A 19,573-nucleotide genomic window follows, 5' to 3' on the forward strand; every position below is an offset into this window, starting at 1 on the left:
CCCCTAAGAACCGTTGTTCGGAAGACATCCCATCCGCCAAAACATTCAGTCAAATCGATCATGGCCGAATGCGCACACCCCCCAAAGGAGATGTGCGCAACCGCTTTACATCTGTCCCAAAATCTCGCGCGACCGGTCGCGATATTCCGCTTCCGTAATCAGCTTCTGCTTTTTGAGCGAGGCCAAATCCTTCAACTTGGATTCAGCATCGTCCTTGCTCAGCCGAGGCGCCGTTACCGGGTTCATGACCAGCGGGGCGCCTTGCGAAGCGCCACCGGTGGGTACATTTCCGGCAGGCGGAGCCAGAACGACCGACACGCTCGACGGATAGATATAAGCGGCGCCGGATCCCATATCGACCGCTGCGCCGATGATTCCCCCAGCAATGATGTTGCCGAATGCAGCGCCCGCAGTGCTGGACGTGACCGACGCGGACCCCTTCGATCCGTCACCATGCTCACAGGCTACGGTCAAATCGCCATAAGCTTTCGTAACGGTCGTCGCTCCCGGCGTCTTCGGGATCGTCCAACTGCCCTTCTCATTGGACAGTTTGCATTCCGCGCCATCCTTGGATGGCGTGTTAACAGCCACGGACTGAGTGGTGCCCGCGGTAATAGACGCACAGCCGGTAACAGCCAGAGCCCCCAACATGGCTGCAAAAGCTGCATTTCTCATAAATGCCCCCAATCAGTGTGCAAGAACTCCGTCCCTTATCGGAGCGTGAACGCCTATCGTTCGATGCAACCCGCGGACAGTGAAGAAACAATATGAAGTTGTCTATCAAAAGGTACGTCTACCCGCTATCTCTGGGGTGCTTTAAAAAGTCGCAGCTTCGGGTAATAAGTTAACTTCTCACTTCCCTTGCGGGTAGCCTTGGTATCCTGCCGCATAAAGAAACCAAGATCATTACGAGAAGATCGATTGTTTCGCATGATGGGAAAGCAAAATTCCCGGAGACGTTTAAAACTGTCCGTCCGTGAGCCACAACCAGACTTGATGACGGAGATCGCCGCATTGCTCATGTGGCGGCTCCCCGATCTGGGTTGTGCAACTTCCGGCGCTTGCCGCCAACCGACTGACACCACCCCCATTCCCACCACCTTTCCTACGGAAGACAACCCATCCCCGCCTTGCTACAGTCCCTGTTCCTCGGACCTGTCCCGAACGGCTTGATCCGCAAGACAGACACAGACCAGAGACAAGGCACATGGACAAAGGCACGCCGAAGGCCATCCGGCTTCAGGACTATCGCCCGCCGGCGCATCTGATCGACACGGTCGACCTGTTCGTCGATTTGGGCGAGGATGTCACCACCGTCCGCGCGGTGCTCGCGATCCGCCGCAACCCCGACCGGCCGGAGGCGGCGACGGAGCCGCTGTCGCTCGACGGGCAGAGGCTGGATCTGGTGTCGGTGGCGCTGGACGGCCGCACTCTGGGGCCGGACGAATACACCGTCACCCCCGATCACCTGATCGTGCTGGAAGTGCCGGCCAGCTATACGCTGGAAACCATCGTCCGCATCAAGCCGCAGGAGAACACCGCGCTGGAAGGGCTCTACAAGTCCTCCGGCAACTTCTGCACCCAGTGCGAGGCGGAAGGCTTCCGCAAGATCACCTACTTCGCCGACCGGCCCGACGTAATGGCGCGTTACAGCACCACCATCACCGCGGACAAGGCGCGCTATCCGGTGCTGCTGTCCAACGGCAACCTGGCTGCTTCCGGCGATCTGGACGGTGGGCGCCACTGGGCGCGCTGGGAGGATCCCTTCCCCAAGCCCTGCTATTTGTTCGCGCTGGTCGCCGGCAGCCTCGTCCATGGCGAGGACAAGTTCCGCACCGCGTCGGGGCGCGACGTGACGCTGCGCATCTATGTCGAGCCGGGGAACGAGGACAAGATCGACCACGCCATGCGCTCGCTGGTCAAGTCGATGCGCTGGGATGAAGAAGTCTATGGGCTGGAATACGACCTCGACATCTTCAACATCGTCGCGGTCGGCGACTTCAACATGGGGGCGATGGAAAACAAGTCGCTCAACGTCTTCAACACCAAATACATCCTGGCGAAGCCTGAGACCGCGACCGACACCGATTTCCTCAACATCGAGGCGGTGGTCGCGCACGAATATTTCCACAACTGGACCGGCAACCGCGTCACCTGCCGCGACTGGTTCCAGCTGTCGCTGAAGGAAGGGCTGACCGTCTTCCGCGACCAGGAATTCTCGGCCGACATGCATTCCCGCGCGGTAAAGCGCATCGCCGACGTCCAGGGGCTGCGCACCGTGCAGTTCCAGGAGGATGCCGGCGCAATGGCCCATCCGGTGCGCCCGGACAGCTATGTCGAGATCAACAATTTCTACACGCCCACCGTCTACAACAAGGGTGCGGAAGTCATCCGCATGATCCACACCCTGCTGGGGCCGGAAAACTACCGCAAGGGCACCGATCTCTACTTCCAGCGCCATGACGGGCAGGCGGTCACCTGCGACGATTTCGTCGCCTCCATGGCCGATGCCAGCGGCGTCGACCTGAGCCAGTTCCAGCTGTGGTACCGGCAGGCCGGCACGCCGGAACTCGACATTGCTGGCAGCCATGATGAGGCAGCCAAAACCTTCACCCTGACGGTCAGGCAGACGGTACCGCCGACACCGGGCCAGCCGACCAAGCAGCCGATGCACATCCCGCTGGTCGTCGGCCTGCTCGGGCCCGACGGCCAGGACCTGCCGCTGCGCCTGGACGGCGAGGAGGAGGCCGTTGGCACCAGCCGCATCCTGCATGTCAGGGCGGAAAGCCAGAGCTTCACCTTCCGCGACATCGCGGCCCGGCCGGTGCCGTCTCTGCTGCGCGGCTTCTCCGCCCCGGTGAAGCTGAAGACCGACCTGACCGACGCCGACCTCACCTTCCTGATGGCGCACGACAGCGACGCCTTCAACCGGTGGGAGGCCGGGCAGATTCTCGGCACCCGCATCCTGCTTGGCCTCGTCGCCGACAAGCAGGCAGGCCGCGAGCTGGTGCTGCCGGAGGGCTATGCCGACGCCTTTGCCAAGATTCTGGACGATGCGGAGCGCGATCCCGCCTTCGCCGCCCAGGCGCTGGTGCTGCCGACGGAGGCCTATCTCGGCACCCAGATGCCGGTGGTCGATCCCGACGCCATCCATGCGGTGCGCGAATTCGCGCGCAAGACGATGGCCGGGCGCCTACGGGCGCGCTTCCTCGACCTCTACCGCCGCAACAGCAGCCAGGAGCCCTTCTCCGTCGATGCCGACGCCATCGGCAAGCGGGCGCTGAAGAACCTCTGCCTCGCCTATCTGATGGCGCTGGAGGACGACGAGGCGCTCGATCTCTGCCTGACGCAGTACCGCACCGCCCAGGGCATGACCGACGAGATCGCGGCGTTGCAGTTCCTGTCCAACGCCGCCTCGCCGGAAGGGGAGACGGCGCTGGCCGACTTCTACGCCCGCTGGAAGGGCGAGGCGCTGGTGGTCGACAAGTGGTTCGGCGTGCAGGCGATGTCCAACCGCGCCGACACGCTGGCCCGCGTCACCGCCCTGCTCGGCCATCCGGCCTTCGAGATCCGGAACCCGAACAAGGTCTATGCGCTGATCGGCGGCTTCGCCAACGGCAACCCGGTCCGCTTCCATGACGCGAGCGGTGCCGGCTACCGCTTCCTCGCCGATCAGGTGCTGCGCCTGGATCCGATGAACCCGCAGGTTGCGGCCCGCCTGATGGGTCCCTTCTCCCGTCTGCGGCGCTATGACGCGGCCCGCCAGGGGCTGATGAAGGCCGAACTGCAGCGGATCGTCGCCACGTCGGGCCTGTCGCCGGACGTTTACGAGGTCGCGAGCAAGAGCCTGGCCGCCGCCGGCTGAGACTCGGGACCAAAGGACTATTCCCAAACGCAGGGGCTCAAAAGCAAAGGGCCGGTGGCATCGCCACCGGCCCTTTCGCCGTCCGAAGCGTCCCCCGGCCGCCGGACCGGGGGAGAGCGGTCTTACTTCTGCTCAGACAGGAAGGCGATCAGGTCGGCGCGCTTGGCGTCGTCCTTCAGGCCGGCGAAGGCCATCGTGCCGCCCGGGACGATTTCCTTCGGCGCCTTGATGTAAGCGTCCAGGTTTTCCGCGGTCCAGACCAGACCGCCGGCGCCCTTTTCCTTCATCGGGGCGGAATACTTGAAGCCCTCGATCGAGGCGGCCGGACGGCCGACGACGCCGAACAGCGACGGGCCGACCTTGTTCTTGCCCTGCTCGGCGGTGTGGCAGGCCATGCAGACCTTGAAGACATCCTTGCCGGCGGCGGCATCGGCCGCCTGGGCGGCACCGGCACCCATCACGACCGCGGCGATGGCGGCAACGCCCATCAACAGCTTCTTCATTCTTCGGCTTCCCTTCCGATGGATCCACCGGCCGACGGCGCCGACCGGAATCGCGCGGCAGCATACACATTCCGAAAGGGTGTCAAACCCCTTTGATGCAGCCGTACGACCAATGAACAATCTGCCACGTCAACTCATCCAAGCAAGCGATGCGAGCAGGACCACAACCACAAGAAGTGCAGCCCACGGCACGTAGAAATTGCCACCGCCAACACCCGCACCGCGCCCGACCGGCAACGGCAGCGGAATTTCCGGCGGCACCTCCGTCACGCGGGCGGCGGGCTTCGGCGCGGCGGCCGAGGCCGGTGCGGGGTCGGAATAGACGGCCGGCCGGACTGCCGGCCGGGGCGCCGCAGCGGTCGCTTCAGGCGCGACCGGCTCGACTGCCGGCGGGGCCTCGGCAGGAGCAGGGCCGACGATTTGGGTAAAACGGGCGAAGAACTCCTCCGCCATCTTGCGGGCGGTGGCGTCGACCAGCCGCGAGCCGATCTGCGCCAGCTTGCCGCCGACCTGGGCCTTGGCGGTATAGCTCAGCAGCGTGGCGCCGCCATCGTCGGCCAGCGTCACCGTGGCGCCGCCCTTGCCGAAACCGGCGGCACCGCCCGACCCTTCGCCGGTGATGGTGTAGCCGTTGGGCGGGTCGAGGTCCGACAGGGTGACCTTGCCGGCGAATTTGGCGCTGACCGGGCCGACCTTGGCGACGACCTTGGCGGTCATTTCGGTGTCGGACTGCCGGACCACCTCTTCGCAGCCGGGAATGCACTGGCGCAGGATGTCTGGATCGTTCAGCGCCGCCCATACCGCATCGCGGCTGGCCTCGATCCGGTGGCTTCCGCTCATGTCCATGGTTCGTGGTTCCTCCCACCCTGGTGGCAACCCGGATGCGCCCCGTTGCGGGCGTCGGTTCCCCGGCTGCGGCCGGGGTTACGGTCAAGGATATGGCATAACCGGGCGCCGCGACAGCCCCGGCCGCCTCATCTCAAAGTCTTAGGGCGCGCGCGGCGCCATGCAGTTGCTGACGATCGGCGTGCAGGACGACAGCGAGGCGCCGGCCGGGTAGCTGACCTGCTCCACCGTGCCGCGCGGGCCGATCACCACCGTCGCCTCGCATCCCGGAGCCGTACCGCCGCCGACCGGCACCCCGAAGCCGAGGCCAAGCCCGACGCCGCCGCTGCCACCGAAGCTGCCGGCTCCGATGCCGATGCTGCTGCCGGGGCTGTAGGCCACCGCCGGATGGGCGACATAGGTGTAGTATTCGCGCCCCGACGCGGTCGCCTGCCGGTCCGGCACGCCGGCGCAGGCCAGCAGGTCGGCCTTGGGCATGCCGACCATGGCGGTCTGGGCGCGGCGCGCGATCTCCGGGTCGGGACCGGTGGCGCAGCCGGCAAGGAGGACGGCCGTGCCGCCGAGAACGATCATCGCAGCGCCCACGGTCCTTGCCATACCCTTGTCTCGGCCCATCTCTCGTCCTCCACCAGAATATCGTGTCATCGCCGGGTTCTTCTCAACCGGTTGATACAGTGCTGAAACCCCGCCGCTGCCCGTCCGTTCCCGGACGGCGCCGGATGGCCCGGCGGGGCGGGCCGGAAGTGACGGGCGGGTCCGGATTTGCTAGGAGTCCCGCTCCCTGCCCATACCAGCATATCGGGACCGCCGACGCCATGGCCGAGCTTACGCCCCCCTCCCCCTCCTCATCGACCTCCGCCGTGACGGTGTATCTCGCGCTCGGCGGCAATATGGGCGACCGCGTCGCCAACCTCGCCGAGGCAATCCGGCGGCTGGGCGGGGCGGTGCGGATCGACGCGCAGTCCGCCCTCTACGAGACGGCGCCGATGTATGTGACCGACCAGCCGGCCTTCCTGAACATGGCGGTGCGCGGCACCACCGAGTTGAAGCCGTCGGCCTTGCTGCGTGTCCTGAAGGAGATCGAGGCCTCGCTGGGCCGCGACCTGGGCGGCCTGCGCTTCGGCCCGCGGCCCATCGACGTCGACATCCTCCTCTACGCCGACCGGGTGGTGGCGGAGCCGGATCTGGAGATCCCCCATCCCCGCATGGCGGAGCGCGCCTTCGTTCTGTGCCCGCTGGCCGACATCGCCGCCGACATCGTCCACCCGCTGCTGAACCGGCGGATCGGCGAACTGTGCGACGAGGTGCCCGGTCGCGAAACCGTCGTCCGCATCGCCGAAGCGCTGTGATTCGGGCGGCCGGAGCGCGGTGGCAAGCGGCCGCCGCACCGCTTATAGTGCCGGCCTGAACGCAACGCCGGCGCCCGCTCGCCGGCCGGGAGAGTGTGTTGTCGGACGATAGCGTGAAACGGACCATGCTGGTCCAGCCGGGCGGTGCGCCGCTCACCTACACCATCCTGGTGCGCGGCTTCGCCGCCGTGGTGGCGCTCGCCGGCCGCACCGACCGGCCGGAGGTCAGTTTCGACCTGACGTTGACCGTCACCCATCCCGGCCCCGGCTTTCCCGACGACATCGCCGCGGTGATGTCTTACGAGGATATTGTCGAAGACTTGCGTCGTCTTTGTGGCGAATCCAATGTACCCAGTGCCGATTATTTGGCGGACCGCGCCGCGGATTTGTGCCTGTCCCATGCCAAGGTGCGGTGGGTGCAGGTCGATGTCGCTATTCCTGCGGCCGACTCGGGCGGTCCGACCGCCGGCGCCAGCCTGACGCGGGCAAGGCCGGGGCAGGGTTGAGCGGCCGATCCACCGGCCGCGCGCCCTAATACTGGAATACACAAAGATATAGCGGCTGTTGACAAAAGGACGGGTGACAATACCACTCCGTCTGAGTTATGGTCGCCATATTGTATTTTAGACCCACAATCCGGACCGAAGGGGGTATATCCCCAGAGGCAATCCGGACACCGAAAGCCGAGACGAGCGCACAGCAGGGATTAGGCCAATCGCCATTGCCGGCTTCGTCCGTCCGCCGATCCCCCTTCAGGGACGGCTGCGGCACCCGGAGGCCGGACACTAAGGGAGGGACGCATGGACCGAAACACGACGCCGACCCTTTCCGAACTGCTCGAAGATCCGATCGTGATCGCCGTTATGGTGCGCGATGGGATCAGCCCCGACAGTGTCCATCAGCTTTTCGAGCGCCTCCGCCGGAGCCGTCGAGTACAGGAAGAGCGGCTCGCCGCCTGACCCGCGGGAATCCTGACCCCTGCGGGACTCTTGATCCGGGCGTCGCAGACGCTCCGAGATAGATGCGTCACGGACGCCCCGACACAGGCGCCGGATAAGGCCCGGTCAGGCAAATCGGCTGGAACCCACGACAGCGGAACGCCGCCCTCCCCGGAGAGCGGCGTTTCGCATTTCCCGGGACAGGCGCTTCACCCCTCCAGAACCGCGCGCACGACCTCCATCACCTCGGCCGGGGTGAAGGGCTTGCGCAGGGTGCGGTGCGCGCCCAGCGCCTCCGCCACCGGCAGCACGTCCAGCGACGCGCGGGCACCGCCGCCGGAAATCGCGATGATCTTCAGCGACGGCGCACCGCGCCGCAGCTCCATGATCGTCGCCAGCCCCTCCTGATTCGGCATGAAGATGTCGGTGATGACGAGGTCGAGCGGGCTGTCGGGAGGACGGCTGCGGAACCGCTCCATTCCCTCCACCCCGTCGCTGGCACCGACCGCCTCATGGCCGGCCATCGTCAGCGTGCGAAGCAGAACCGCACGCGCAACGTTGTCGTCATCGATGATCAGAACATTCGCCACCATGCCGCTCCCTGTCATTCGGCCGGATGGGGCGCACCGTGGCCCTGCCCGCCACCATGTCCACTGGCCGCCTGCTCCGCCTCGCCGGTGTCATCCTGCATCGGCTTCTTGCGGGCAAGATAGCTGTAAACCGTCGGCACGACGAACAGGGTCAGCAGCGTGCCGAGCGTCATGCCGCCGACGATGACGGCGCCGATGGCTTGCCGGCTTTCGGCACCGGCCCCCTTGGCATAGGCCAGCGGCACCGCCCCCAGCACCATGGCGCCGGTGGTCATCAGGATCGGGCGCAGGCGCAGCACGGTCGCCTCCTCCACCGCCTTGCGGATGTCGGTCCCGGCGCGCTGGAGCTGGTTGGCGAACTCCACGATCAGGATGCCGTGCTTGGTGATCAGCCCGACCAGCGTGACGAGGCCGATCTGGCTGTAGACGTTCATCGTCCCGCCGCTCATCTGCAAGGCCGCCAGCGCGCCGGTCATCGACAGCGGCACCGTCAGCATGATGACGAACGGATCGACGAAGCTCTCGAACTGCGCGGCCAGCACCAGATAAATGAAGGCCAGCGCCAGGATGAAGACGAAATAGAGCCCGGTGGCGGATTCGCGGAACTCGCGGCTCTGCCCGGCATAGTCGGTCTGGGCGGTTGCTGGCAGCACCTTGTTCGCCGCCGCCTGCATGACGGCCAGCGCCTCGCCCAGCGAGGTCCCCGGTGCCAGCGTCGCGGTGATGGTGGCGGAGCGCAGCTTGTTGAAGTGGTTGAGTTCCTTCGGCGCCACCCGCTCCTCGACCTTCACCAGATTGGCGAGCGAGATCATCTGACCCGCTCCGCCGGTCGCGCTGGTGCCGCCGCGCACATAGATGCCGGCGATGTCGTCCGGGTTGCGGCGGTCGACGTTGGCGACCTGCACGATCACGTCATACTGCTTGCCGTCCTTCTTGAAGCGCGTCACCTGCCGGCCGCCCAGCAGGGTTTCCAGCGTGCGGCCGACGGTGTCGACATCCACCCCCAGATCGGCCGCCTTGTCGCGGTCCAGCGACACCCGCAGCTCCGGCTTGTTCAGCTTCAGGTCGGTGTCGAGATTGGTCAGGCCGGGGAAATTGCGCGCCTCCGCCATCATGGCGTTGACCATCGCCTGCAACTCCTCGAAGGGCAGCGAGGTCTGGATGACGAAATTCACCGGCTTGTCGATCGGGCTCTGGCCCAGCGACGGCGGGTTGGTGACGAAGCCGAGGATGCCGGGGATGCCGAACATCTTGGGGAACAGCTGGGCGGTGATCGCCTGCTGCTTCACCTCGCGTTCGTCCCAGTCGATCAGGCGGACGAAGGCGATGCCCTGGTTGACCACCGGGAAGCCGACGACGACGAAGAATTTCTCCAGCACCGGGATCTGGCGGAACAGCGCCTCCATCCGCTGGGCGTAGCCCATGGTGTAGTCGAGCGTGGAGCCTTCCGGCGCGATGGCGATGCCGACGATGGTGCCGCGGTCCTCGACCGGCGACAGCTCCGACTTCAGGCCGGTGAACAGGAAATAGCTGGCGGCGGCGACGCCCAGCCCGATCAGCAGCACCAGCGGCCGCGCCCGCAAGGACAGGCGCAGCAGCCGGCGGTAACTGTTGGTCATCCCCTCCAGGAAGCGCTCGATGGCGCGGTAGAGCAGCCCGTGCTTGGTCTCGTGCTTCAGCAGCTTGGAGCACATCATCGGCGACAGGGTCAGCGCGACGAAGCCGGACACGATCACCGCGCCAGCCAGCGTCAGGGCGAACTCGGTGAACAGCCGTCCGGTGCGCCCGGTCATGAAGCCGATGGGGGCGTACACTGCCGCCAGCGTGATGGTCATGGCGATGACGGCGAAGCCGATCTCGCGCGATCCCTTCAGCGCCGCCTGGAAGGGATTCATCCCCTCTTCCACATAGCGGAAGATGTTCTCCAGCATGACGATGGCGTCGTCGACGACGAGGCCGATGGCCAGCACCATCGACAGCAGGGTCAGCGTGTTGATGGAGAAGCCCAGCGCGTACATCAGGGCGAAGCCGCCGATCAGCGACACCGGGATGGTCACCAGCGGCACCAGCGTCGCCCGCAGCGAGCGCAGGAAGAAGAAGATGACCAGAACGACGAGGATGATCGCTTCGAAGATGGTGTGGAACACCGCATCGATCGACTTGGCGATGAAGACGGAGCTGTCGTAACCGACATCCACCCCCATGCCGTCCGGCACCGCCGCGCGGATCTTGGGCAGCGCGTCGTTGACCGCCTTCGACACGTCCAGCGGGTTGGCGGTGGACTGCTTCACCACGCCGATGGCGACGGCGCCGCGGCCGTTGAAGCGCGCGCTGACCCGCTCGTCCAGGGCACCCAGCTCCGCCCGGCCGACATCGCGCAGACGGACCAGATAGCCTGAATCATCGCGCAGGATGATGGCCTCGAACTCCGCCGGGCTGCGCAGGTCGGTTTCCGACACCACGGTGAACTCGCGCGCCACGCTTTCGACGCGGCCGGCCGGAATCTCGACATTCTGCCGGCGCAGCGCGTTCTCGACATCCTGCGGCGTCACCCGGTAGGCGGCCATCCGCTGCGGGTCGAGCCACAGCCGCATGGCGAAGCGGCGCTCGCCGAAGATGCGCACCTGCGCCACGCCGGGCAGGTTCTGCAACCGGTCCTTGACGTAGCGGTCGGCGAAATCGGTCACCTCCAGCGGCGAATGCCGGTCGGAGGAGAAGGCAAGATAGATGATCGGCTGGGCGTCGGCCTCCACCTTGGCGATCACCGGCTCGTCGATCTCGCTGGGCAGCTGGGCGCGGACGCGGCCCACCCGGTCGCGCACGTCGCTGGCGGCGACATCGACGTTGCGGTCCAGCCGGAAGCGCAGGGTGATCTGCGACTTCTCCGCCCGGCTGATCGAGGACATCACGTCGATGCCCTCGATGCCGGCAAGGCTGTCCTCCAGCGTCTGGGTGACCTGGCTTTCGATGATCTGGGCCGAGGCGCCCTTGTAGGTCGTCTCCACCGTGACGACCGGCTCGTCGATCTTGGGATATTCGCGCACCGACAGGCGCTGGTACGACACGATGCCGATCAGCATCAAAGCGAGGCTCATCACCGTCGCCAGGACGGGACGGCGGATAGAAATGTCGGAGAGGACCATGAGCTTAGCTCCCGGCCGGCTTGGCCGGCAGCACCGTCACCGGCACACCGTCGCGGATCTTAAGCTGGCCGGCGGTGACCACCATGTCGCCGGGGGCGAGCCCCTTGGCGATCTCCACCTCGGCGTTGCGGCGTTCGCCCAGCACGACGCGGGTCTGGACGACCTTGCCGTCCACCACCTTGAAGACGAACTGGTCCTTGCCGAAGGCGACGATGGCCTGTTCGGGGATCAGCACGGCGTCGGGCACCGTGGTCAGCGTCAGCGACACGCGGGCGAACAGGCCGGGGCGCAGCGAGCCGTCGGGATTCGGCACGCGGGCGCGGATCGCCAGGGCGCGGCCGTTCACGTCGACCAGCGGATCGATGGCGTACACCGTGCCATCGAAGCTGCGCCCGCCGAAGGCGTCCACCGCCACCTTCACCGTCTGGCCGACCTTCACCGCCGGCAGGAACATCTCCGGCACGCGGAAGTCCAGCTTGAGGGTGTCGATGTCCTCCAGATTGACGATGTCCTTGCCGGCCTGGACGAAATCGCCGACCGACGCCTTGCGCAGGCCGAGAACCCCGTCGAAGGGGGCGGCGATCACCTGCTTGTCGAGCTGCGCCCTGGCCAGTTGCACCGCCGCCTCGTCGGCCAGCAGCTTGGCCGAGGCCTGCTCCCGGTTGCGCAGGGGGCCGGTGTTCTGGCGCACCAGCTGGTCGGCGCGCGACAGCTCGGCGCGGGAGAAGGCGATGCTCGCCTGGGCCTGGGCCAGGGTGGCGCGGGCGATGGCGTCGTCCAGCCGGACCAGCACCGTGCCCTTTGCGACGCGCTGCCCCTCCTTGAAAGCGATCTCGCTGATGCGGCCGGCGATCTCGGGCCGGACGACCACCGATTCGTTTGACAGCAGCGAGCCGACGGCGGTCACCGTCCGCTCGACCGTGCCGACGCGGACCTGGGCGGCCTCCACCGGCATCGGCGGGGCGCCCCCCGGCGGCTTGGCTGCCCCGGCGGCGCCACCGGAGGCGCCGCCCTGGCCCGGTGCGCCGCCGGAAATGGCGCCGTTCACCATCGCGGTCAGCCCGGCAACGGTCCCGCCCTGCTTCACGAAATACCAGTAGGCCCCGCCGGCGAGTGCCGCCAGGACGAGGAGTGCAGCGATGCGAAGCGTGTGGCGCATGGGGCCAGAATCCGGACGGGTTTCATTTTGCCGCAGTGCAACCGACGGGAGCACCGGGCAAACTGAACTATATCGTTCAGTTCACATCCGGAGTCGAGAAGGTTCAGCGATCCGAACCGTCGCTATGCACCGCATCTTTATGACCGCCTATCCCTTAGGTCTTTGCGGTTTCGAGCTTTCCCGCCCGCATCGGCACCGTCCGGCCGCCGCACAGCGTCACCCACAGGTCGGCCGGATCGCCGGCCATCGGCGGAGCATCTGCGTCCATACGCCGCACCTCGCCACCGTCAAGATCGAGTCCCGGCGCGCAGCAGGGCGACTCGCCGGCCGGCACCAGGGCGCGGACCCGGCCGTTCTCGATCCGGATATCGCGCAGTCCATCGTGAACGCGCGCGTTCTTCAGCCAGAATTTTCCATTGGCGGGGATGCGGGCGAGGCAGCAGGTCGGGGCATTCATGGGGGTTTACCCGTGTCCGGTCCGGCGATGTGCGACGCAACAAAGCTGACACAGAATGGTAAAGCAAAACCAGCGGGAGCTTGGCGGCTCCGGTTTTTGCCCCTACTGCAGGACCAGGAATTCCTGGAAATTGGCGCAGCGGCCGGCCCTGAAGGCTGCCTCATAGGCGGCGTTGCGGGCGCGCTTGGCGGCGATGGCCTGGGTGAAGCGCCGGCGAAGCCCGTCGTCCCGGATGCCCAGCCCGTCGTCGTCCAGCCGGTCCAGCACATGGCGGTAGCAGCGCTCCGCCCGCGCGCCGCTGTCGGCGGAAAAGGTGATGGAGCCGGCGCGCTGCCGGTATTCATAGAAGGGCGTCGCCACCAGCGGCGCCGGCCCGGTGGCGTCGAGAAGCCGGACGTTGAAGACCACGTCGTCGCAGAAATCCACGTCGTCGTCCCAGCCCGGCACCAGATCGCGCCGCACCACCGGGAACATCGGCACGGAGGTCGCCAGGAAGCCGTCGCCATCCAGCAGGGCCGGCGCCTGCCCGTCCTCATACAGGTGCTGCAACGGCGAATCGTCCTCGTCGCGGACCACGGCGACATTGTCGAAGGCGGCGCCGTGGCCGAGCGCCAGCGGCACGAGCGCGGACAGCCGGCCGGGGCGGAATCGGTCGTCGGCATCCAGCGGCGCCACCAGCCCCAGCCGCGCCGCCGCCAGCCCGGCGTTGCGCGCCGCGGGCGCCCCGGCGCCCACCCGGCCGGTGCCGGTGAAGACCAGCCGCGGATCGTCGATCCCGGCGGTCCGCAGGGTCGGACGGTAATCGGTGCCGTCGTCGCTGACGATCACCGCCTCCCATGCCGTCCAGTCCTGCTCCAGCAGGCTTCGCACCGCGCGGGCGATGGTGTCGTGGGCGCGGTGGGCCGCGATGATGACGGAAACGCCTCCCGGCATGCCCCCGGAGACGCGCCCGGAGACGCTTGCCGATCCGCCCAAGAAGGCACCCTGCCCCGGTCCAGTCCCGCCCATGGCACCGCACTCCAGACCTGTCCGCCGACGGAGTTTGGCGTCGCCATGCGACCGGCGTCAATGCCCCGGGGCGGATTTCGAACCTGCTCTTACCGCGGCCGTCGCTGCATGGTAGGAAGGATGGTCGTGCCTGCGATGTCGGAGGGCAGCCTCGTGTCGGATGGATGGAACGGTGGAACATCGCCAGGAAACTGTTGCACAGCGTTTCAAACGTCCCATCCGGCTGGGGCCCGACCCATCGATTTTGGCCCGGCGGACGTTGAACATGAAGCCCGGACGGGCTATGTGGTGAAGCAGGCAAGGCGCATGCGGCAGCGGGACAGCGGTCGGGGCATTCCTCCGGCGGCGAATCCCGGTCCCGATACCCCGCTTCCGATACCAGGGAGAAGAACATCAATGGCGCAGGTCGGATACACCCGGTTCGACGATGAACCCGAAAAGGAACCGGACGAGAAGTCGAAGGAAAGCGCCCAGCCGCAGTTCGCCGCCGTGCAGCAGAGCCTGTTCAAGGCGCGCACGGTCCTGATCTTCGGTCAGATCGACATGAAGCTGGCGCAGGTCGTGTCGGCCCAGCTGCTGGCGCTCGCGCATGAGAACGACGACGACATCACCGTCGTGGTCAACTCGCCGGGCGGCCATGTCGAGGCGGGCGACACCATCCACGACATGATCCGCTTCATCAAGCCGCGGGTGAAGATGCTGGGCACGGGCTGGGTCGCCAGCGCCGGCTGCCACATCTATCTGGCGGCGAAGAAGGAAGACCGCTTCTGCCTGCCCAACACCCGCTTCCTGATCCACCAGCCGCTGGGCGGAACGGGCGGCCGGGCGACGGACATCGCCATCGAGGCGAAGGAAATCATCCGCATGCGCGAGCGTCTGAACAAGATCATCGCGCGTGAGACCGGGCAGTCGTTCGAAAAGGTCGCCAAGGATACGGACCGCAACTATTGGATGCTGGCCGACGAGGCGAAGGAATACGGCATCGTCAGCCACGTCATCGACACGATGGATGAGCTGAAGTAAAAGTTCCGCGTCAGCCGGAAGAATCGGGGCCTTTCTCCAAATGGGAGGAAGGCCCTTTTTCTTTTGGAAAATGGGAAACACATCGGCCGGCAAGGGCGTTGATCCGCCACAACATCCACGAAAGATGGAGCCAACCGATGAAACGCTATCTCGTTCTGGGCTGCACCGCCGCGCTGCTCGCCGCCACGCCCGCGCTCGCCGCCTCGGACCACAGCGTGACCAAGTCGAACAACCCGTCGGTTGCGGCAATCGACGACAGCGTCGACCCGGCTCTGATGAAGCTGCATGTCGACCAGCTGAAGGGCAAGGACATCTACGGCGCCAAGGGCGAGAACATGGCGGAGGTCGAAGACGTCGTCCGCTACAACAACAAGCTCTATGCCGTGATCGACGTCGACCACACCATTGATGTCAGCGACAAGGACGTGGTCCTGCCGCTGAACAAGCTGCACATGAAGGGCGACAAGCTCACCCTCGACATGACCGAGCAGCAGCTCCAGGGCCTGGAGAAGTGGCAGAAGGGCCGTTACGAGACCGTCAAGGGCAAGGGTCCGCTGAGCGAACTGTCGCGCTGAGTCTGCCCATGGAAAAAGGCGGCGGAGGGGGAACCCTCCGCCGCCTTTTCCTTATTGGGGCGATACTTTGTTCAGACCGACAGGTTCAGCAAAGATCCGCGCTGCTGGTAGCCCTGCCCATTCACCCGCGCGGCGAGCGAACCGGCGGCGGTGTCGACGGACTGATTGCCCTGGGTGGAGGTGCGGGCGTCGCGGGTCTGGTCGGACTTGCCGGCCGCCTGGGGAGCCGCAACAGTCTGGGTCCGCACCGCGGGTGCGGTCTGCTGCGCCGCCTGGACCGCCGGGGACATGGCGACCTGCGCCGCGGGCGTCAGCTGCGGGGTTGGCTTCAGCGTCTGGTAGGACGGTATGGCCGGGTTGACTTGCATGGTAGAATTATGCGCTCACCCGGCGCAGGATTCAAGACGCCCAGCCGTAGCTTGCTTTCGCATGTTCACGGCGTTTCGGGCACCGCGGACGGTGTCGAGGCCGCGGACGGCGACACCGGCTTCGACGGCTGCCTGCGGGTCCGCCGCCGCTCCAGCACCAGCGCCAGAGCCAGCAGCGCGGCGACCCCGACCAGATTGACCGCCAGCACCATCAGCGCGCCGTCCTCCGCCACCAGCAGGGCGGAGCCGGCGATGGACAGCACCACGCCGACGCAGAAGACCGGCAGCGAATGCCGGCCGCAGGCGACCAGCAGGCGGGCGGGGGCGGAGCGCAGCCATCCCGCATCCCGCGGCACCAGCAGGGCCGCCGCACAGGCCAGCGCCAGGAAATGCAGGAGCCGCATCGGCCCCAGCGTGTCCTTGTCGGCCCAGGGGATCGTCTCCTCCGGCAGCCAGCCCCGGAGCGCCGCCGGCGTCACGGCATGGCCGATGTCGGAAGCGGCGAACTTCCACACCGCCATGCCGGCGAGCAGCGCCAGCACGGCCGTCAGCAGCCAGCGCGACTGCGGCAGCCGGACCCGCCCGCTGCGCACCACCAGCGCCAGGGCGGTGCCGAGGAAGAACACGCATTGCCAGGCCAGCGGACTGAAGTTCCAGTCCTCGTCCCACAGGTTGGGCGGCACCAGCCCGGGGGCCGCCTGCGCGACCAGATAGAGCAGGACCGACAGCGCGACCGCCGCATAGCCGAAGCGGGCATAGCTCCACAGGAACAGCGGCGCCACCGCCACCAGCAGGATGTAAAGCGCCAGGATGTCGAAGGCGAAGGGCAGATACATCAGCACCAGGGTCCACGCCATCGCCGTGACCGGAGCGTCGAACAGCGGCGCGAAGCTTTCCAGCCGGTTGGACGCCTCCATCGGCAGGTCGCCGATATACACAGCGAAGGCCACCACCAGCGCGCTTACCAGCATGGTCAGGATGTTGGCGACCCAAAGCTGACGGCAGCGGTCGAGCGCCTTGCGTTGGCAGGCCGCGAACCCACGCTCCGCCAGCACCGGGCCATAGGCCAGCGCGATGGCATAGCCGGAGATAAAAACGAAGATCTCGGCCGAATCCGACGGTCCGAAACGGGCGGGCATCAGCTTCGCCAGCGGATTCCCACCGACATGGTTGATGAAGATGATCAGAAGGGCCACGCCCTTGAAAAGATCGAGCCGGGCGTCGCGTGTCTGACGTTGCTGCATGCAGCCCTCGCCTCTCCTGCTGTCGCGGGCTCTTGTGCCCCGTGTGGAAGCGGCCCCGATGGGGGTCAGCAGACGAATCGCTACGGTGTCCGACTACCTTGGGTCCGGCACCGCCACGACGGATGTAGCCCAACCATGGTCAATTTCGCCGGCCGGGTGTCCAACGCGATGGGGGAATCCTTCCAACGCGGCGCCGGAGGGGAAAAGCGTTAAACCCTTCTCGGGAGGGGTGTGGAAACCAACCCGTTATCGGGAACCGTCGGCGGTTGGCCCTGTTGGAGGCTGGAATCCTGGCAGGTGATGCGTGGAGAGCCGACCGATGACCATCGCCGATCCGCTGCTGCCCCAGGTTCCTTCGCCGGACTTGCCTCGAAGTTCGGGGAGGACCCTGCTTCTGGGTGGGGTCAGCCTGGGCTTTGCGCTTGGCGGGTTCTTCGACGGAATTCTCTTGCACCAGATCCTGCAGTGGCACCATCTGCTGTCCGGTCTCGCCAGCGCGGCCTATGCCGACATCACAGTTCAAATCCTGGCCGACGGCCTGTTCCACGCCCTGATGTATCTTGTCGCCGCCCTCGGGCTGTGGCTGTTGTGGCGTGGGCGCGCGGGGTTGGTTGATGTCGGCGGGCGCCAGTTGACGGGGTGGGCACTGCTGGGCTTTGGCATCTGGCACATCCTGGACGGGCTGGTGTCCCATTGGTTGCTCGGCCTGCACCGCATCCGCATGGACGTCGAGAACAAGCTGTTCTGGGATTTGCTGTGGTTCTTCGTCTTCGGCGTCGCGGTGGTGCTGGCCGGATGGCTGCTGACGCGGGGAGAGAGCGGACAGTCGTATGGAAGCGGCAAACACCGGTCCGCGGTGCCGGTACTGCTGGTGCTCGCCGTCGGAATCGCCGGGGCGGTCGCCGCCCTGCCGCCGCCGGGCGTCACCGCCACTCTGGTGCTGTTCCGCCCGGGGACCACCGCCGAGGAGGCACTGAAAGCGCTGGCGTCCGTCGAGGGACGCACGGTGTGGAGCGACCCCAGCGGACGGCTCTGGGCCATCGACCTGCCCGATGGCGGCCGCACGCCAGGCCTCTACCGGCAGTTCTATCAGCGGGGCGCGCTGCTGGTCAGCAATGGCGCGGTCCCGGCCGGCTGCCTGGACTGGTTCAGGCCCGCTCCGGAGCGGGCCGCTTCGCCGCAAGCCGCGGCGACCCGACCAGCCGCGATTTGAGCGGCTTGCGGGTCACCTGCGCGATGCGCCCGGCCAGCGTCTTCAGCCCGCAGCGTTTCCGACTGGCCTTCGGGGGTTCAAGAGGTCGGAGGGCATTTGACTCCCTGCGCATCGGGGCACGCGGAGAGGAACGGTAGGCCGGGTCCGCCGGGGTCGGGCAACAGCCGGCGCATAGTGGCCCAAAAGGATGAGCGCGGAAGAGTGGGCGCTCCCCCGCTTTCGGCCGGTCGCGAAGCACACACTTGGTCTGCGGGGCCGGCATGGTGCCAGCGCCGTGCAAAAAGCCTGTCGCCGCAACGGCCAAAGCTATTCCCCGGCGCATGCCGGGCGAGCAGAGCGAGGCAATGGCGGAGTATTACTCCGGCCGAGGCTCCGTTTGCACCATGGTGAACGGCGTATGCGGAAAATCGTGACGCGACGTCAGGGAACAAGAAGGCCCGCTGTTGATTGTTCTTCACATGACCCAGCTGTCGCTTGCCGTGCGGCAGGACAGTACAGGCCGCACCGGGCGGCGGGTCGCCAACATCGAAGCGTAATCGAGAAGGATGGCAACCATGCGTGGGATTTCGAAGATCGTCATGACCGCCACTGCGGCCGGCGCCCTGTTCGCGCTCAGCGCCTGCGGCAGCACCGAAACCTCGCGGACGGCCACCGGCGCCGGCTCGGGTGCTGTGGCCGGTGCCGTCGTCGGCGGTCCGGTCGGCGCGGTGGTCGGCGGCGTCGGCGGCGCGGTGGCCGGCAACACCATGGACGAGAGCCTGAGCAAGAAGACCGACCGCGTGACCGACCGCGCCACGGCCGAAGTGAAGGACGAGACCTCGGGCAGCTCAACGCGCCGGTCGTCGGCCAACCATTCCGGCAGCATGGCCTCCAGCACCCGGCTGAGCCACGATCAGGTCCGTGAACTCCAGCAGGCGCTGAACGACCGCAACGACGGCCGCGACATCACGGTCGACGGCGTCTGGGGCGCCGGCACCCGCAGCGCCCTGATGAAGTTCCAGCGTGACAACGGCCTGCGCGTCACCGGCCGCGCCGACCAGCAGACGATGTCCGCCCTGAACCTGGGCAGCACCGGTCAGGCCACCTCGGGCAGCACGACCGGCAGCACGACCGGCAACACCACCGGGACGACCGGCACGACGAACAACACCACGCCGGGCGCCACCGGCACGACCGGCACCCAGCAGTAACGGCAGGTCTAAAGCCGCAACCGCATCGCCGGTTCCGGGGCATCGCGACGGCAGCCAGCCGCCGCGGCGTCCCGGAACCGGCGATGTCGTTTTACCGGCGCT

19 protein-coding genes are annotated in these 19,573 nt (G+C 66.8%); 8 read left to right on the plus strand and 11 right to left on the minus strand.

From position 1 onward, the window contains the following. Window positions 1–105: 105 nt before the first annotated feature. Window positions 106–651, minus strand: coding sequence for a hypothetical protein (locus tag ABNQ38_RS29545; RefSeq protein ID WP_377810877.1), 546 nt, complete (start codon window positions 649–651; stop codon window positions 106–108). 556 nt (window positions 652–1,207) lie between these two features. On the opposite strand from ABNQ38_RS29545, the gene pepN reads away from it, so the two are divergent. Next, complete coding sequence (gene pepN / locus ABNQ38_RS29550) at window positions 1,208–3,865, plus strand: aminopeptidase N (RefSeq protein WP_377810878.1); 2,658 nt, start codon at window positions 1,208–1,210, stop codon at window positions 3,863–3,865. Between the two features lie 122 nt (window positions 3,866–3,987). Here the strand turns inward: pepN and ABNQ38_RS29555 are convergent, their stop codons facing one another. From ABNQ38_RS29555 to ABNQ38_RS29565, 3 genes are all read right to left on the minus strand, one after another. Beyond that, window positions 3,988–4,368 carry a cytochrome c family protein gene (locus ABNQ38_RS29555; RefSeq protein ID WP_109048171.1) on the minus strand — a complete coding sequence of 127 codons (381 nt, stop codon included), beginning with the start codon at window positions 4,366–4,368 and terminating at the stop codon, window positions 3,988–3,990. Window positions 4,369–4,497: 129 nt separating this feature from the next. Further along, window positions 4,498–5,214, minus strand: coding sequence for a carbon monoxide dehydrogenase subunit G (locus ABNQ38_RS29560; RefSeq protein ID WP_377810879.1), 717 nt, complete (start codon window positions 5,212–5,214; stop codon window positions 4,498–4,500). A gap of 141 nt (window positions 5,215–5,355) precedes the next feature. Further along, window positions 5,356–5,811, minus strand: coding sequence for a hypothetical protein (locus ABNQ38_RS29565; protein ID WP_377810880.1), 456 nt, complete (start codon window positions 5,809–5,811; stop codon window positions 5,356–5,358). A gap of 218 nt (window positions 5,812–6,029) precedes the next feature. Between ABNQ38_RS29565 and folK the strand changes: the two genes are divergently transcribed. From folK to ABNQ38_RS29580, 3 genes are all read left to right on the plus strand, one after another. Further along, window positions 6,030–6,563: a 2-amino-4-hydroxy-6-hydroxymethyldihydropteridine diphosphokinase gene (gene folK, locus ABNQ38_RS29570; protein ID WP_377810881.1), complete on the plus strand. Its 534-nt coding sequence runs from the start codon at window positions 6,030–6,032 to the stop codon at window positions 6,561–6,563. A gap of 98 nt (window positions 6,564–6,661) precedes the next feature. Then, the gene (locus ABNQ38_RS29575; protein WP_377810882.1) at window positions 6,662–7,069 is read left to right on the plus strand and encodes a dihydroneopterin aldolase; all 408 of its coding nucleotides are present in this window, start codon (window positions 6,662–6,664) and stop codon (window positions 7,067–7,069) included. Window positions 7,070–7,363: 294 nt separating this feature from the next. After that, window positions 7,364–7,522 (plus strand): hypothetical protein, encoded by a 159-nt coding sequence (locus tag ABNQ38_RS29580; protein ID WP_377810883.1) that lies wholly within the window; start codon window positions 7,364–7,366, stop codon window positions 7,520–7,522. A gap of 188 nt (window positions 7,523–7,710) precedes the next feature. Here the strand turns inward: ABNQ38_RS29580 and ABNQ38_RS29585 are convergent, their stop codons facing one another. The 5 genes from ABNQ38_RS29585 to ABNQ38_RS29605 all read right to left on the minus strand — a co-directional run bounded on the left by ABNQ38_RS29585 (window position 7,711) and on the right by ABNQ38_RS29605 (window position 13,783). Next, window positions 7,711–8,094, minus strand: coding sequence for a response regulator (locus tag ABNQ38_RS29585; RefSeq protein ID WP_377810884.1), 384 nt, complete (start codon window positions 8,092–8,094; stop codon window positions 7,711–7,713). A gap of 11 nt (window positions 8,095–8,105) precedes the next feature. After that, the gene (locus ABNQ38_RS29590; protein ID WP_377810885.1) at window positions 8,106–11,234 is read right to left on the minus strand and encodes an efflux RND transporter permease subunit; all 3,129 of its coding nucleotides are present in this window, start codon (window positions 11,232–11,234) and stop codon (window positions 8,106–8,108) included. 4 nt (window positions 11,235–11,238) lie between these two features. Continuing rightward, entirely contained in the window at window positions 11,239–12,393 is a 1,155-nt protein-coding gene (locus ABNQ38_RS29595; protein ID WP_377810886.1) for an efflux RND transporter periplasmic adaptor subunit, read from the minus strand. Between the two features lie 154 nt (window positions 12,394–12,547). Further along, the gene (locus ABNQ38_RS29600) at window positions 12,548–12,850 is read right to left on the minus strand and encodes a hypothetical protein (RefSeq protein ID WP_376961026.1); all 303 of its coding nucleotides are present in this window, start codon (window positions 12,848–12,850) and stop codon (window positions 12,548–12,550) included. Between the two features lie 102 nt (window positions 12,851–12,952). Then, the gene (locus ABNQ38_RS29605) at window positions 12,953–13,783 is read right to left on the minus strand and encodes a glycosyltransferase family 2 protein (RefSeq protein ID WP_377810887.1); all 831 of its coding nucleotides are present in this window, start codon (window positions 13,781–13,783) and stop codon (window positions 12,953–12,955) included. A 471-nt stretch (window positions 13,784–14,254) separates the two neighbouring features. Here ABNQ38_RS29605 and ABNQ38_RS29610 point away from each other — a divergent pair, with 471 nt between their 5' ends. Beyond that, the gene (locus ABNQ38_RS29610) at window positions 14,255–14,881 is read left to right on the plus strand and encodes an ATP-dependent Clp protease proteolytic subunit (RefSeq protein WP_377810888.1); all 627 of its coding nucleotides are present in this window, start codon (window positions 14,255–14,257) and stop codon (window positions 14,879–14,881) included. 137 nt (window positions 14,882–15,018) lie between these two features. Continuing rightward, entirely contained in the window at window positions 15,019–15,456 is a 438-nt protein-coding gene (locus ABNQ38_RS29615; protein ID WP_377810889.1) for a PRC-barrel domain-containing protein, read from the plus strand. Window positions 15,457–15,527: 71 nt separating this feature from the next. Here the strand turns inward: ABNQ38_RS29615 and ABNQ38_RS29620 are convergent, their stop codons facing one another. Beyond that, window positions 15,528–15,824 (minus strand): hypothetical protein, encoded by a 297-nt coding sequence (locus ABNQ38_RS29620; RefSeq protein WP_377810890.1) that lies wholly within the window; start codon window positions 15,822–15,824, stop codon window positions 15,528–15,530. Between the two features lie 65 nt (window positions 15,825–15,889). Next, a complete protein-coding gene (locus tag ABNQ38_RS29625) occupies window positions 15,890–17,068 on the minus strand; it encodes an OpgC family protein (protein WP_377810891.1) in 1,179 nt (392 codons plus the stop codon). Window positions 17,069–17,387: 319 nt separating this feature from the next. Between ABNQ38_RS29625 and ABNQ38_RS29630 the strand changes: the two genes are divergently transcribed. Together ABNQ38_RS29630 and ABNQ38_RS29635 are read left to right on the plus strand one after the other, a co-directional pair. After that, window positions 17,388–18,281, plus strand: a complete 894-nt coding sequence (locus tag ABNQ38_RS29630) for a DUF2243 domain-containing protein (protein WP_377810892.1) — start codon at window positions 17,388–17,390, stop codon at window positions 18,279–18,281. Between the two features lie 554 nt (window positions 18,282–18,835). After that, on the plus strand, window positions 18,836–19,471 hold the full coding sequence (locus ABNQ38_RS29635) for a peptidoglycan-binding protein (RefSeq protein WP_377810893.1): 636 nt from the start codon (window positions 18,836–18,838) through the stop codon (window positions 19,469–19,471). Window positions 19,472–19,573: the final 102 nt, after the last annotated feature.

Source organism: Azospirillum sp. A29 (assembly GCF_042604625.1).
GTDB classification, from domain to species: Bacteria; Pseudomonadota; Alphaproteobacteria; order Azospirillales; family Azospirillaceae; genus Azospirillum; species Azospirillum palustre.